The sequence below is a fragment of the Enterococcus sp. 1001283B150225_161107_E12 genome (assembly GCF_015556925.1).
Lineage (GTDB): Bacteria > Bacillota > Bacilli > Lactobacillales > Enterococcaceae > Enterococcus_B > Enterococcus_B mundtii.
The window spans coordinates 1-15,299 of the sequence record NZ_JADNNI010000005.1 but is presented as its reverse complement, the minus strand read 5'-3'; the positions used below and the strand labels follow the sequence as shown (position 1 = coordinate 15,299).

The following is a 15,299-nucleotide window of genomic DNA, read 5'->3' as shown; positions in this document are numbered from 1 at the left end:
ATAATGATGGATAATTTTACAATACAGGTGCTAACTGACCAATGATGACATGACTACATTGTAAAGGAGTAAAGCCGAATGCTATAATATTCTAACAATTTAAATCTAAAGAAGTTGTAGTGAGTGGTAGAAAAAGGAAAAAGTACTGATGGTTTAATGAGACATATTAGAAATTCTCATGGAGTAGAGATCAATGGAAGCACTGAGAAACAAGAACTATTAAACATGGGATATTATCATGGCTACAAGGCGAGTAGATACATAAAAAAGAGTTCTAATTTACAAAATTATAATAATTTTCAGCAAGTGAAAGCTATCTATGATTTTGATATAGAAGTAAAAACGATATTTTATCCATTACTAGTAAGAATTGAAACCTCATTAAAAAATCGTTTAATTGATTATTTAGTTAAGGATAACAATTCTGATATGGAAAGTATTTATCAAAATAAATTAAATGATTATGAGGCAAAACCTGTAGGGAATAAAGAATATAAAAAATATTTAAATAAAAAATTGGAGTTACGTAACAAAATAGACAGTACTATTGCGTATAACTACTCTAAAGGACATCCATGTATTCAGCATTTTTTCCATAGCAGTAAACCACTTCCATTATGGGCATACTTTGAAGTAATAACTATGGGTGAGTTTGGAAATTTTATCTCTTGTATGAATATTTCATATAGAATTGAATTTACTCAAGATATGAATATGCATCATACTGGTTTTAATCAGAATGGTAGAATGTTAGAAAATATAATTTTCTGTTTAACAGGTATTAGAAATGCAACAATGCATAATTCTATGATTTTTGATTGCAGATTTAACAACAGCAACTTTTCTTCTCAACTTATAAAATATTTAGAAAATTCTACAGGGATTAAAAACATTGATTTTGAAAGCATAGTAGATTTTTTAGTGTTGCTTATATTTTTAATGAAGAAGCAATATACAACAAAAACAGAACTGAGCCGTGTGGTATCACAGTTTGATAAAAAGAGAGAACTTCTATATGCCTCTATTCCAATGAAAGCCTACAGTGAAATACTAGGAACAGATGCTAGAAAGAAAATAGCGGGGCTAAAAGAGTATATTTCAAATGGTTAGAATTTTTTTGCTTTACTCTGTATATTGCTCGTGGTATCATGAGTATACTAAATAGCGGTGTATTACTTCGGTATGCACCTAAAAAAGTCGGATGCGTCCGGCTTTTTTGTTTGACCTAGGCAAAATCGTGAAAGTGGAAATATCTGCTTAAATAAAGCACTAAATAAAAAAACAGCTGACGAATGATTGATTCGTCGGCTGTTTTTTTATTAGCAAGAACATAGAGTAAATCACTTATGTAAAAAAGAAGAAACCTGAATATCCAATCGACTGATCAGCCACCTATTTATACATGCACCAATAAGAAACCCACAAGTATTTACAAAAACATCCCCTAAATCAAAGATGCCTAGGTAAAAGAAATATTGAATCCATTCAATGCCTATGACAGATGAAATGACTAAGATAGTATTCTTCCAACTTAATGGTAAAAACCAGCCTAGAGGTAGAAACAGTAAAATATTAAACAGAACAATCATTGGATCACCATAAATCAAATCCTTCACCCATGAAAATAATTGAAATTCTACGCCTCGTATCCCGATATTTTTTAAGAAAAGTAAATAAATGAGAAAGGTGATGTAGAGTAAAGAAAAAAAGATCAGCCATTCCCAATAAATGTTTCTTGTGAAAGCACAGTGAAGACTGACATAAAGGAATAACGTAATGATTATCACTAAGAAGAAAGGAAACCAGAAGTCGACAGGGCCAGATGGTGGAAAAAGCGTAATAGAATAATAATAGAGATAACGCATGAAAAACCATCGAGAAAAAAGTAGGCAAGAAAGTAGCATTAAAAATTTAAAAAATAACAATTTTATTTTTATTCCGATCTAAAAAACCTCCTTATTTTTGTTATAATAAATTGAGATGATCTGTATAGATGAACATACGTCACAACACTTGTCTTTCTCTCTATAAGTATACATAAAATAACTTGATATTGAAATGTGATCGCAGAATAAAATGAAGTATACGTATCTTATTGTGAAGCATTGACAAAAATAGTAGCTAACTGAAAGGAGGATCTATGAAAAAACGGCATTGGTTAGGTGTGTTAGTAATCATTATTTTAGGAGGAGTCGGAGGGAAGATGCATATGGATAAAAGGGAAGAAGATCACCAAGAATTGCTGGAAATACAGAAAGATCTGGCGAATTATGTGTACAATAACTATCGAATTTATACGAGAGATAGTGAGAAACAAAAGGAAATCGTAGAAGAATATCAAAAAGAAGAAGGAATAACAACGGAAGAATATTTAGAAAAAATGTTGAGTATCAGAGAGTATTCGGATATTGAGAAGATAGAATTTACTGGATATTCGGTTAGTCCGATGAATTCATTAGTCATCTATTTCACAGTTAATGATGTTTATCAAGAAGAAGTATTGTTAAACACAAGATCTGCAGAAACAGATAAGTTTATTTACAGAATAACTAGTGGCAGAGGTCAAGGACCTTATTTTATTAATGAAAGAAAGGAAGAAAAAGGGATTGATATCTCAGATGATCAAATTGTTTATTATACAGGAGGAATAAATTAATGGATCAAAATAGATACTTATCTGAATTTATATATCAATTAGAAAGTGGCAAGGTAAATTATGGCGATAAACCTCTTGGAACAAACCATATCGTTATAGGAACTTTAAATACAGATAAAGATAAAATAGGTAATGAATCTAAACCAAAGAAAAACAGTACGCAGGCAATGGTTGTTGCTGAACTTAAGGATCGGTATAAGACATTTGATGATGAAGAGCTAAAGAAAGTCAATGGCTTCCCCGACTCCGTCATCACCAAAAACCTGACGATTGCCTATGCTGGCACGACTTCGCTCAAAGATTGGCATACTAACCTTGAGGAAATTGGTCGAAGTAATAAACATCCAGATGGCGCATTTGTCTCCGCTTTAAACTATGCCCGTGAAATTGAAAAGCAGTATCCCAAATCAGCTGGCTATACGATCTCAACGACAGGGCACTCATTAGGTGGCGCTAAAGCACTTTTTGTCGCAGGGCTCAATGGTTATGACAGTGTGACGTACGGCGCGGCAGGACCAGGGCTTGCACAAGCATTATTTGATAATCACAACGGTACCCTGATCAATATCTACGACACTTCGGATGTCGTCACGAGTGGGCTTTTCACTGGTGGGAAAGGGATGCTTCCAATCAATAGTTTTGGAATCGACAATTCGGGCTGGGAAACATTTGGACATTCGCTGGATCAATTCAGAACGGATGAAGAGGGAAATTATATCGATAAGCATGACCAGATCATTGTATACGTAGATGGTAATGGAAGTATCTTGTTAGCCCCAACTTTGTGGCAACAAACACTTTTGGAAAACGAAGCAATGATCAAATTACTAGCAGTCAGTGGTGAGCATACGCTAGATGAAATCAAGCGTTTGAAAGAAGAAAATGAGTGGCTCAAGGTTCAAATCAAAGAATTCTTGACATTAAAAGAGTTACGGCAGAAGCTGACTGCAAGTGGCGACGGACTTTCTCGGTCAGAAAAAATTTATTTAGAGGATAGCCAAGCATTAGCTGTAGTACAGACAGTAGCAAGTAAATTTGATGAGGCAATGGGAAATGTTCGTGTGATTTACCAAAACGGGATCACTGAGTTGGAAGACTTATGGAATGACTGGTTGGGGAGAATACGTAATTATACGCCCCATTTGACCTATAACGAGGTGATTGAAACATTAGCCGAAGTTGGTTGTACGAAATGGGAGATCGTCGATGAACCGACACAGGAATTTAGAGATAAGATCCGCCAAATTGATCAGATGTCAGAACAGTTTCAAACACTCGCCGATGAAATTACCCAAAAAATCAATGAAATGGTGGCACGTGACAAAGAATTAGCGAATCAATTGTTCTAACACTTGCTACAAAAGTGAACGATCGATAAAAGCCCAATTGAGAAGTGACTGTTGTCTAACTAAATAATAGAAAATAAAGGAGTGTGAGCAATGGGCAGAACACTCTTTTTGTGTTGTCCGGGGGCTGATTATTTTTTTATTTTAGACGTAGGATTTACCTACTTCCAAATTTGGCATAACCTCCTTTAAATTTATATATAGAAAGATTGCAACTCGACTCATTTTGCGTTAAAGTAGGAAGAGATTCTGTGAAACAATTAGCTGTTTCACAATGAAAGGACAAATTATGACACCAGAAGAATTTCGCCAAGTCTTGGCAGAAAAAGACATTCATTTATCGGATAAGCAAATGGCGCAGTTTGACCGTTATTTTCATTTATTAGTGGAGTGGAATGAAAAAATGAATTTGACGGCGATCACTGATCGAGAAGAAGTTTACTTAAAACACTTTTATGATTCATTGACGTTGGCATTTGATGTTGATTTTTCAAATGGCCTGACTTTATGTGACGTCGGCTCAGGAGCTGGGTTCCCAAGTATTCCTTTAAAAATTGCTTTTCCTGAGTTACAAATAACGATTGTTGATTCCTTGAATAAGCGAATCACTTTTTTAACTGAGTTAACGAATCAATTAGAAATCGATGCGTCTCTTTATCATGATCGTGCAGAAACATTTGGACAAAATCCGCAATTCCGTGCATCATTTGATTTTGTGACTGCTCGTGCAGTGGCACGTTTGAATGTATTGACGGAACTGTGTTTACCATTAGTGAAACAAGAGGGTTATTTCTATGCACTGAAAGCTGCGAAAAGTGAAGAAGAATTGGCAGAAGCGAAACCAGCGATTGCGCAATTAGGTGGTAAATTTATTGGTGAGCAAGCAATCGAACTACCTAAAATCTCGGACAAACGCCACATTCTGATCATACAGAAAAAGAAACCAACACCGAAGAAGTATCCAAGAAAACCTGGGTTGCCGAATAAGCAACCAATCAAGTAGGAGGAGAAGAGATGGCACAAATTATATCCGTTGCAAATCAAAAAGGCGGCGTTGGTAAAACAACGACAACTGTAAATCTAGGTGCTTGTTTAGCAAGTTTAGGTAAACAAGTGTTGCTAGTAGATATGGATGCACAAGGAAATGCCACTAGCGGAGTAGGCATTCGTAAACCTGATGTGACACAAGATATTTATGATGTATTAGTCAATGAGTTACCAATTGCTGAAGCGACAATTGCTACTGAACATGAAAACTTGAGTATTGTGCCTGCCACTCTTCAATTAGCGGGAGCGGAGATTGAATTGACCTCAATGATGGCAAGAGAATCACGTTTAAAAAGTTCACTGGCTGAAGTCAACGATCAGTATGACTACATTTTAATTGATTGCCCGCCATCTTTAGGTCATCTAACCATCAACTCATTTACTGCAAGTGATTCGATTTTGATCCCTGTGCAGTGTGAGTACTATGCGTTAGAAGGGTTAAGTCAACTACTGAATACTGTTCGCTTGGTACAAAAACACTTCAATCCTGAATTGGAAATCGAAGGGGTATTATTGACGATGTATGACGCTCGAACGAATCTAGGGAATGAAGTGGTAGAAGAAGTACGGAAGTATTTCCGTGAAAAAGTGTATGACACAGTGATTCCTCGAAACATTCGTTTGTCAGAAGCACCAAGTCATGGAAAACCTATCATTGATTATGATCCGCGTTCCAGAGGCGCTGAAGTGTATCAAGCATTAGCAAAGGAAGTGGTCGATCGTGAAGAAAAGTAAAGGACTAGGTCGGGGAATCGACGCGCTGTTTCAAGATTTGGAAAATTTAGAAACAGTCAACGTGAAAGATGAAACTGTTATTCAGTTGCCACTAAACGAATTGCGTCCTAATCCGTATCAACCACGTAAAACATTTGAAGAAGTATCATTGCAAGAATTAGCGAACTCGATCGAGTACTCCGGTGTCTTTCAACCGATCATTGTTCGTCGTTCATCGGTGAAAGGGTATGAGATCATCGCAGGTGAACGTCGTTTCCGGGCGTCTAAGTTAGCTGGCAAAGAAACAATTCCTGCAATTGTCAGGGATTTCGACGAAGAAGCGATGATGCAAGTTGCAGTTTTAGAAAACTTACAACGTGAAGACTTGAATCCTTTAGAAGAAGCAGAAGCTTATGAGATGTTGATGAAGAACTTAAAGTTGACACAAGCTGAAGTCGCAAGTCGTTTAGGGAAAAGTCGTCCTTATATCGCAAACTATTTGCGTTTATTGACATTGCCTGATTTAGTGAAAGAAATGGTCCAAGATCAACGATTATCTATGGGACAAGCTCGTACGTTACTTGGATTAAAAAATAAACAATTGATATTAAAATTAGCCAATCGTGTCGTAACAGAAAATCTAACGGTTCGACAATTAGAGCAGATCGTTTCCGAGCTGAATCAAAATGATGGGCAAGAAAAGAAAAAAATCCCACGTTTAGCGAAGGAAAAACCGTATTATATCCGTGAGAGTGAAGATCGCTTGATGGATAAATTTGGAACAAGTGTCGCCATCCAAGAAAAGAATGGGAAAGGTAAAATCGAAATCGAATATCTTTCACAAAATGATTTAACTAGAATTCTTGATATTCTAAATATTCAATTTGATGAAGAATAAACAGAGGGAGGCTATGTTATGTACGACTTACATGATATCGTAGAAATGAAAAAACCTCATGCTTGTCAAACGAACCGTTGGGAAATCATCCGAATGGGCGCTGATATCAAAATCAAATGTATGAATTGCGGTCATATCGTGATGATGACCCGTCGAGAATTTGAGAAAAAAATGAAAAAAGTACTTGAAAAAAATGTAGAGAAAGAGTGAATGAATTTATGGCATTAACTGCTGGAATTGTGGGTTTACCCAACGTAGGAAAATCAACTTTGTTCAATGCAATTACAAAGGCGGGAGCAGAGGCTGCCAACTATCCTTTTGCGACTATTGATCCAAATATTGGAATGGTTGAAGTACCTGATTGGCGTTTACAACGTTTAACAGAATTAGTAAAACCAAAGAAAACTGTACCAACAACCTTTGAATTTACAGACATTGCTGGAATCGTTAAGGGTGCAAGTAAAGGTGAAGGATTAGGAAACCAATTTTTAAGTCATATTCGCCAAGTAGATGCAATCTGTCATGTTGTTCGTTGTTTTGACGATGACAACATCACACACGTAGAAGGACGCGTCGATCCTTTAGCAGATATTGATACGATCAATCTAGAGCTTGTCTTAGCAGATTTAGAGTCAGTGACGAAGCGCTATACACGTGTGGCAAAAATTGCAAAAACAAAAGATAAAGATGCAGTCGCTGAATTAGCGGTGTTGGAGAAAATCAAACCAGTATTAGAAGATGGACGTTCAGCACGTTCGATCGAATTTACAGAAGAAGAACAAAAAATCGTTAAATCTTTATTCTTGTTAACAACTAAACCGATCTTGTATGTTGCGAATGTGGCAGAAGATGAAGTAGCAAATGCAGATGCGAATGAATATGTTCAAGCAGTCCGCAATTTTGCTGCAGAAGAAAACGCAGAAGTTATTGTCGTTAGCGCCAGAGCAGAAGAAGAAATTGCTGAGCTGGACGACGAAGATAAAGCAGAGTTTCTTGAAGCATTAGGCATTGAAGAGTCAGGGTTGGATCAATTGATTCGTGCGGCGTATGACCTATTAGGATTAGCAACATACTTTACAGCAGGTGAACAAGAAGTTCGTGCGTGGACGTTCAAAAAAGGAATCAAAGCGCCACAAGCTGCAGGAATCATCCATACCGATTTTGAACGTGGCTTTATCCGTGCAGAAACAGTCTCTTTTGAAGATTTAGACCAATACGGTACGATGCACGCAGCGAAAGAAGCAGGACGTGTGCGTTTGGAAGGGAAAGACTATGTCGTTCAAGATGGCGACGTTATGTTATTCCGTTTTAATGTATAAAAAGGCTATCATACGGTGTATGTGATATGTTAAAATGTCTTTTGTGACAACCGTCAGCGTCTAAGGAGGACTGTAAAATAATGGAAGCAGAACAGTTACGCGAAATCGTAAAAGAAAATGCGCAGTTAGAAGAACAACTAACAAAACGTAATCAACAATATATTTTTGACTTAAAGAAGTCGCTAGAAGCAGCGAATTTATCAGAAGAAGAAAAAGTAACGGCTTTGCATGAGATGTTACCCGTTTTAGTATCCGAACAAAAAGGTGGGAAAACAGCCCGCCAATTATTTGGAACGGTATCTGAAAGAACAGAAGCAATCATCAATAAACCGGTTGAAGTGAAAACTTCTTCGACGCCAACGTTAATGTGGTTGGACAATACATTACTCTTACTCGGATTATTGAGTGTCATGATCGCAATCACTGGATTGTTTTCACGTGAAACAACGCCTGCTTATGGAATCACCACACTTGTACTAGGTTCAGCTATTGGTGGATGGGTCTTTTACTTGATGTACAAGTATATTTACCAATACGAGTATCCAGGTGCTGATCGCAGTAAAAAACCAGGGATGGGTAAAACCTTGTTGATTCTAGGTGGAACGACATTGATATGGGTCATTGCTTTTTCAGCAACAACCTTATTGCCACCAATTGTTAACCCATTATTAGATCCAGTGGTGATCATCATCATCGGTGCAGCGGCTCTTGCGTTGCGTTACTACTTAAAGAAAAAATATGGCATCGTTGGCAGCCTTTCTGTTCCAAGAAGATAGTTCATTGGACCTAGAAATTATGTGACTTACGAGAAGATAAATAAAAAAAGAATGTGCAGCGTCATGCTGGCACATTCTTTTTTTTATCTTCTATCCATCTCACAAAGGCAATCATGAGATTGAAAGATTATTTTTTATTATTATAAAAAATAGTGTTACTATCAAAGAAAAGAGACAATCACTGATATTAAAAAACATGTTGAGCAAGATAGTTAAACGAGGAGGGGTGAATGAATATGAAAAAAGTCAAATGGATATTTTCTATCAATGCTGACGGAGTGCCTCTTTTTGGTTATGCCGGAATCAAAACTGGACAATTTATTCTTGGGCATGGAAGAAAGTTTCAAAAAGAAATGCGGTCTGTTTTAGGGCCAGAAATCGAGCTGGATTTCATTAGCTATAATACAAGAAAGCCGAAGACACTAACTGCTGATTTATTTGTGTATACAGATGTCGATGAAAAGTATCTTGACGAAGAGACGAAGAAAAAAGGCTTAAGCATTCCCTATAAACTATATTATTTGAATGAGATTGAAAAGATCAAAGAATCGATCGAAGCAAATGTTTGAAAAGTGAATCGCATCTTTTCTTTCTTGAAGTGTACTCGTTTCAGTTTAGTAAAAATATTGAGTAAGAAAAAAGAACGTGCAGTGTAAGACGAAAGCGCTAACTAATATTTGATTTTGATCAAATATTAGGAGACGCTTCATTATGCTGGTACGTTCTTTTTTTTAGGATTCACTGAGTAGTTCCTTAGAAAAAACAAGGGATTAGTAGAAGTTGTTGACTTACAAAAGAAAATCGATTATTTTAGTAGATAAACTAAACAAGAGGAGTGGTACTAAAAATGTCCAACTGGGAAACAAAGTTCACGAAAAAAGGATTTACTTTTGATGATGTCTTATTGATACCAGCAGAAAGTCACGTGTTACCAAACGAAGTGGATATGAGTGTACAATTAGCAAAAAATATCAAATTGAATATTCCTATCATCAGTGCAAGTATGGATACAGTTACTGACAGCAAAATGGCGATTGCTATGGCAAGACAGGGTGGCCTAGGTGTCATCCATAAAAACATGACAATCAGCGAACAAGCAGATGAAGTACGTAAAGTGAAACGTTCTGAAAGTGGCGTAATCATTGACCCATTCTTCTTGACACCACAACACTTGGTCGCAGACGCTGAAGAATTGATGAGCAGATACCGTATCAGTGGTGTGCCAATCGTTGAAACATTGGAAAACCGCAAATTAGTAGGAATCATTACAAACCGTGATATGCGTTTTGTTACAGACTTCCATATCGAAATCAGTGAAGTCATGACAAAAGAAAACTTAGTAACAGCCCCAGTAGGCACTTCTCTAAAAGATGCAGAAAAAATCTTACAACAACATAAAATCGAAAAACTACCGATCGTTGATGATGCAGGTCGATTAAGTGGTTTGATCACGATCAAAGATATCGAAAAAGTGATCGAGTTTCCAAATGCAGCAAAAGATGAACATGGTCGTTTGTTGGTAGCTGCCGCAGTTGGTGTCACTAGCGACACATTTGAACGTGCACAAGCTTTACTTGATGCTGGCGCAGATGCCATTGTCATTGATACGGCGCATGGACATAGCGCAGGTGTGATCCGTAAAATCCAAGAAATTCGTACCACATTTAAAGATGCAACATTGATTGCTGGTAATGTAGCAACAGCAGAAGCAACAAAAGCTTTATACGATGTAGGTGTTGACGTGGTGAAAGTAGGTATCGGACCAGGTTCGATTTGTACGACACGTGTGGTTGCGGGTGTGGGTGTTCCTCAATTAACAGCTATTTACGATGCAGCTTCAGTTGCACGCCAATATGGAAAAACCATTATTGCAGATGGTGGGATTAAATATTCTGGTGATATCGTCAAAGCTTTAGCAGCGGGTGGACATGCGGTCATGTTAGGTAGTATGTTGGCAGGTACTGATGAATCTCCAGGTGAATTTGAAATCTATCAAGGTCGTCGCTTCAAGACATATCGTGGAATGGGTTCATTAGGCGCCATGGAAAAAGGATCAAAAGACCGTTACTTCCAAGGTGGCACGAATGAAGCCAATAAGTTAGTGCCAGAAGGTATTGAAGGCCGCGTAGCGTACAAAGGAAGCGTGGCAGACATTCTCTTCCAAATGATTGGTGGTTTAAAATCAGGGATGGGTTATGTTGGATCAGCAAACCTAAAACAATTAAGAGATGATGCACAGTTCATTCAAATGAGTGGCAGTGGGCTGAAAGAATCTCATCCGCATGATGTACAAATTACGAAAGAAGCACCAAACTATTCTGTAGAATCATAATCAAACTTTTTGATCATAAAAAAGCAGCTAAGCAATTCGTGCCAACGAATCACTTAGCTGCTTTATTGTTTATTTGATTACTTTTAGGTTCCCCATGTAAGGCACGAGTACTTCTGGAACTGTGACTGAACCATCTTCATTTTGATAGTTTTCAAGGATGGCAGCAACCGTACGGCCAACTGCTAAACCAGAACCATTTAATGTATGTGCATAATGGATTTTTCCATCAGCATCTCGGTAACGGATCATCGCACGGCGCGCTTGGAAATCTTCACAGTTTGAGCAAGAACTGATTTCACGATACGTATCTTGTGCAGGGATCCATACTTCTAAATCGTACGTTTTCGCTGCTGAGAAGCCCATATCTCCAGTTGATAATGTCATAACACGGTAAGGTAAATGTAGTTTCTTCAAAATGTCCTCTGCGTCAGCGGTCATTTTTTCAAGTTCTTCATATGAATGTTCTGCATCAGCGAATTTCACCATTTCTACTTTATTGAACTGATGAAGACGAATCAATCCACGAGTATCACGACCGGCACTACCTGCTTCTGAACGGAATGCTGGGCTAAGTGCAGTGAAGTAAACAGGTAAATCTTCTTTTGCTAAGATTTCATTGCTGTAGTAGTTTGTTAAAGGAACTTCGGCTGTTGGGATCAAGGTTAAATCTGTATCAGCTAATTGGAAAACATCTTCTTTAAATTTAGGAAATTGACCAGTACCAAACATGGCTTGGCTGTTGACAGCGTAAGGTGTCATCATTTCAGTATAGCCATGTTCATAGACGTGTTGATCTAACATAAAATTATAAAGGGCACGTTCTAAGCGAGCACCTAATCCTTTATAGTAAACAAAGCGGCTTCCTGATACTTTTGCCCCACGTTCAAAATCAAGAATACCTAGATTTTCAGCAATTTCCCAGTGAGGTTTTGGTTCAAAAGCAAATTGACGAGGTTCACTCCAACGACGAGCTTCCACGTTATCCTCTTCATCTTTACCCACCGGCACAGTGTCATGAGGCAAATTTGGGAGAGTTGTAGCGATTTGTTGTAATTTTTCATCAACTTGTGCAACTTCTTCATCTAGTGCTTTGATTTTCCCACCGACTTCTTTCATTTCAGCGATCTTCGCAGTTGCATCTTCTTTATTACGCTTTAATTGGGCAATTTCAGCAGATACATCATTACGATATTTTTTCAATTCTTCACTTTCAACCAACAATTTTCTACGAGATTCATCTAACTCCACAAACTCCGCTAAGATTTCTTTTTTAACGCCACGTGACGTTAATTTTTCTTGTACATAATCAACATTTTGACGGATCATTTTAATATCTAACATTTCTTTTCCTCCTTTTTTGTATAAAAAAAACCAGCTCATCCAAAGAAATATCTTGGGACGAACTGGTTTGAGTTTCGCGGTACCACCCAAGTTCAGTCTACTGAGACTGCACTTGTAAACAGATAACGGCTGTTACCGACCTTTCTTATTTCGAAAGGCACAATAGGTGAACTGGAACTTCGAAATTATTTTTTACTGATTTGCACCAACCATCAGCTCTCTTGAAAAAAATAAAATGTACTGGGTTCACTGTTTTCTTTTATTTGTATCCTAAGAATAGCGAAAAATTTAGTTTCCGTCAATATGTTCTGTCAGATTGCCGACTAACTTTTCATTTTTTTTAAGCGGGAAATGCATGATAAAAGACGTCCAATCTTGATCTGACTTCGCATAGATATAGCCACCATGTAATGCTACGATACTTTGTGCAATGGCTAGACCAAGCCCTGTTCCGCCAGTTTCTTGTGAACGGGATTCTTCCACGCGGTAAAATCGATCAAATAGATTGTCAATGGCTTGTTGGGGAATCATGGTACCATTGTTTTTGACAACAACGATGACTTCTGAACCAAGTTGTTCAATTTCAATGATGATTTTAGTAGCTCCTTTGCCATATTTTAGGGCATTCGTTAATAAATTATTGAATACGCGAACTAACTTTTCGGTATCACCATCCATGATCAGTGAATTGATTGGAGATTCAACAAAAATTTGGATATCCTTTTTAGAAGCTTCTAGTTCAAAATCAGCTGCTAATTGTTCAATCAATTGGATCAAATCAAATGCAGAAAAATTCACAGGAACCGCCGGCTGACGTACCTTGGTATACTCGAACAGATCTTCTACCAATGATTTCATTTGTTTTGCTTTGACATAAGCAGTATGGGTATATTTCAACAGATCTTCTTCTGTTTGGTACTGACCATCTTCAATAAGGCCTAAATAGCCAATAATTGATGTTAAAGGTGTGCGAATATCATGACTGACGTTTGTAATCAGTTCGTCTTTTGATTTTTCAATTTTACGTTCATCTTCAATCGCCGCCACCGTACTATCCACTAAGCCATTGATACTTTTGACTACACGACTAAGATCGCCACTTAATTCGAAAGGGATACGATGGTCATAATTGCCATTAGCGATATAATGCAATTCGCTAATAATATGTCGTAATTGCATTTGTCGGTAGCGACGAATCAATCGCCAGTATAATACACCAACATCTAATAGAAAGAAAACAGGAAAAATAAAGTTTCGACCATTCCAAAACAAATCACTATCTAAACGCTGGGCAAAAATATTTTTAGAATCCCAAATAGCATTTGTCAAAGAAGGTGAACTACTGATGATCGAACTGATAATGACCAACATCGCTACATTCAATAGAAGCAGAAGGATGATCGTAATGATTCCTTCTGCTAATAATTCACTGATTTCTTTAGATGTCAGATTGATCCGGCGTCGTTTTTCGATCACTTTTTTATCTTGCATCAATTTTATAGCCCACTCCCCAAACGGTTTGAATGACTTTTTCTCCACCTGTTGCTTCTTCGATCTTGTCTCTTAAATGACTAACATGAACCATTACTGTTTTAGCAGAGACAATACTTTCTTGTTTCCAGACACGCTCAAAGATTTCATCTGCACTGAATACATGGTTAGGATGACTTGCAAGAAGATATAGAATACCAAATTCTAAGGCAGTCAGTTGGATTTCTTTTCCATCGATTGTTTTGACTTCATGTGAGTCTTTATTGATGATCAAGGCATTTACTTCTAGGACATCTGGTTGATCCGGCGTCACTTGCATTTTTGTGCGACGTAACAAAGATTTCACACGAGCCATTACCTCAAGAGGATTAAATGGTTTCGTCACATAATCATCTGCACCAGCAACTAACCCTTTGATTTTATCCATATCAGTCGTTTTCGCTGTTAACATAATGATAGGGATTTGTGATTCTTTTCTTAATTCTTTGACCACTTGCATGCCATCCATTTCAGGCATCATGATGTCTAGAATAAGTAATTCAATATCAGGGATTGTTCGTACTTTTGATAATGCTTCTTTTCCATCATAGGCTTTTACTGCTTCGTAGCCTTCATTGTGTACGTAGATACTAAGTAATTCAACAATTTCCTTGTCGTCATCTGCGATTAATATTTTCATAAATAGATCCTCCATCGATTAATGTGTTTACTCTTAATATTTTAGCAAAAAAAAAGATAAATAGATAAAAGCAGCGCTTTGTTAAGGAAAATTTTAGAAGAAGAGGGGGGAGAAGGGGGGAAATCTAAGATAAAAGAGGAGTCAAAAATAGAAAGTGATTTAAATCAAGGAGAAACATCATTTAAACGAAGTAATAAATTGAGAACACTTACACAATAATAGTAAGAAAAAAGAAATTTGATCAAACAAATGAAAAGATGAACATTATCATAGTGAAACTAGTTTAAATAGGAGAAAAAACACGTAAAAAACGAATGATTTTGTGCTTCCTGTTTTTAATGATCGACTCTCTTAAAAATGTTGATAAATCAGCCTTTTTTTAGTTGACTTTCAAAATTGATGTTGGTATATTATTATTTGTTCGAAAGAACGGAAAACAAACAAATCGATTCTTAAAATTAGTGATTGACATGTTTGTTGACACATGATAAGATAACGAAGTTGCTTTTGGGTGATTCACTGATTGAAGTTAGTTTCGCAAAGAAAAAGACAAAAAAAGTGATTGACAAATAACAAACAACAAGTTATTATAAGTGAGTTGCTAAAACGACCTCGTGAAAAAAGAGTTCGAAAAACTTTTAAAAAATAGTTGACAATCATTTGAGAGTTTGCTAAGATATAAAAGTTGCTACGGCAATCA

Annotated in this window: 15 protein-coding genes and 1 other annotated feature; of the genes, 11 read left to right on the top strand and 4 right to left on the bottom strand. The window is 36.9% G+C overall.

All coding sequences use genetic code 11. From position 1 onward, the window contains the following. Positions 1 to 123: 123 nt before the first annotated feature. A complete protein-coding gene (locus I2F89_RS05420; protein WP_324250204.1) occupies positions 124 to 1,110 on the top strand; it encodes an Abi family protein in 987 nt (328 codons plus the stop codon). A 230-nt stretch (positions 1,111 to 1,340) separates the two neighbouring features. On the opposite strand, the gene I2F89_RS05415 is transcribed toward I2F89_RS05420, so the two are convergent. Beyond that, a complete protein-coding gene (locus tag I2F89_RS05415) occupies positions 1,341 to 1,865 on the bottom strand; it encodes a VanZ family protein (RefSeq protein WP_195513813.1) in 525 nt (174 codons plus the stop codon). A gap of 275 nt (positions 1,866 to 2,140) precedes the next feature. On the opposite strand from I2F89_RS05415, the gene I2F89_RS05410 reads away from it, so the two are divergent. From I2F89_RS05410 to guaB, 10 genes are all read left to right on the top strand, one after another. Next, a complete protein-coding gene (locus tag I2F89_RS05410) occupies positions 2,141 to 2,656 on the top strand; it encodes a hypothetical protein (RefSeq protein ID WP_071867657.1) in 516 nt (171 codons plus the stop codon). Beyond that, a complete protein-coding gene (locus I2F89_RS05405) occupies positions 2,656 to 4,005 on the top strand; it encodes a lipase family protein (protein WP_195513705.1) in 1,350 nt (449 codons plus the stop codon). The genes I2F89_RS05410 and I2F89_RS05405 overlap by 1 nt, the downstream gene beginning before the upstream one ends. Before the next feature lie 286 nt (positions 4,006 to 4,291). Continuing rightward, the gene (rsmG, locus tag I2F89_RS05400) at positions 4,292 to 5,005 is read left to right on the top strand and encodes a 16S rRNA (guanine(527)-N(7))-methyltransferase RsmG (protein WP_071868065.1); all 714 of its coding nucleotides are present in this window, start codon (positions 4,292 to 4,294) and stop codon (positions 5,003 to 5,005) included. A gap of 11 nt (positions 5,006 to 5,016) precedes the next feature. Further along, positions 5,017 to 5,784, top strand: a complete 768-nt coding sequence (locus tag I2F89_RS05395) for a ParA family protein (RefSeq protein ID WP_010734578.1) — start codon at positions 5,017 to 5,019, stop codon at positions 5,782 to 5,784. After that, positions 5,771 to 6,661, top strand: coding sequence for a ParB/RepB/Spo0J family partition protein (locus I2F89_RS05390; RefSeq protein WP_010734579.1), 891 nt, complete (start codon positions 5,771 to 5,773; stop codon positions 6,659 to 6,661). Before I2F89_RS05395 ends, I2F89_RS05390 begins: the two co-directional genes overlap by 14 nt. Before the next feature lie 18 nt (positions 6,662 to 6,679). Continuing rightward, positions 6,680 to 6,871, top strand: coding sequence for a DUF951 domain-containing protein (locus I2F89_RS05385; RefSeq protein ID WP_010734580.1), 192 nt, complete (start codon positions 6,680 to 6,682; stop codon positions 6,869 to 6,871). 8 nt (positions 6,872 to 6,879) lie between these two features. Further along, on the top strand, positions 6,880 to 7,980 hold the full coding sequence (gene ychF, locus I2F89_RS05380; RefSeq protein ID WP_010734581.1) for a redox-regulated ATPase YchF: 1,101 nt from the start codon (positions 6,880 to 6,882) through the stop codon (positions 7,978 to 7,980). Positions 7,981 to 8,060: 80 nt separating this feature from the next. Continuing rightward, entirely contained in the window at positions 8,061 to 8,756 is a 696-nt protein-coding gene (locus tag I2F89_RS05375) for a DUF1129 domain-containing protein (RefSeq protein WP_019722878.1), read from the top strand. A gap of 230 nt (positions 8,757 to 8,986) precedes the next feature. Beyond that, on the top strand, positions 8,987 to 9,325 hold the full coding sequence (locus I2F89_RS05370) for a hypothetical protein (protein WP_195513703.1): 339 nt from the start codon (positions 8,987 to 8,989) through the stop codon (positions 9,323 to 9,325). Between the two features lie 278 nt (positions 9,326 to 9,603). After that, positions 9,604 to 11,088, top strand: coding sequence for an IMP dehydrogenase (guaB, locus tag I2F89_RS05365; RefSeq protein WP_010734584.1), 1,485 nt, complete (start codon positions 9,604 to 9,606; stop codon positions 11,086 to 11,088). A gap of 69 nt (positions 11,089 to 11,157) precedes the next feature. Here guaB and serS read toward each other — a convergent pair whose 3' ends face one another. From serS to I2F89_RS05350, 3 genes are all read right to left on the bottom strand, one after another. Next, complete coding sequence (gene serS, locus I2F89_RS05360) at positions 11,158 to 12,429, bottom strand: serine--tRNA ligase (protein WP_074801145.1); 1,272 nt, start codon at positions 12,427 to 12,429, stop codon at positions 11,158 to 11,160. Positions 12,430 to 12,479: 50 nt separating this feature from the next. Next, positions 12,480 to 12,692 (bottom strand) — a binding site (T-box leader). 25 nt (positions 12,693 to 12,717) lie between these two features. Beyond that, complete coding sequence (locus I2F89_RS05355; protein WP_176285327.1) at positions 12,718 to 13,923, bottom strand: sensor histidine kinase; 1,206 nt, start codon at positions 13,921 to 13,923, stop codon at positions 12,718 to 12,720. Then, on the bottom strand, positions 13,910 to 14,599 hold the full coding sequence (locus tag I2F89_RS05350; RefSeq protein WP_010734587.1) for a response regulator transcription factor: 690 nt from the start codon (positions 14,597 to 14,599) through the stop codon (positions 13,910 to 13,912). Before I2F89_RS05350 ends, I2F89_RS05355 begins: the two co-directional genes overlap by 14 nt. Positions 14,600 to 15,299 lie beyond the last annotated feature (700 nt).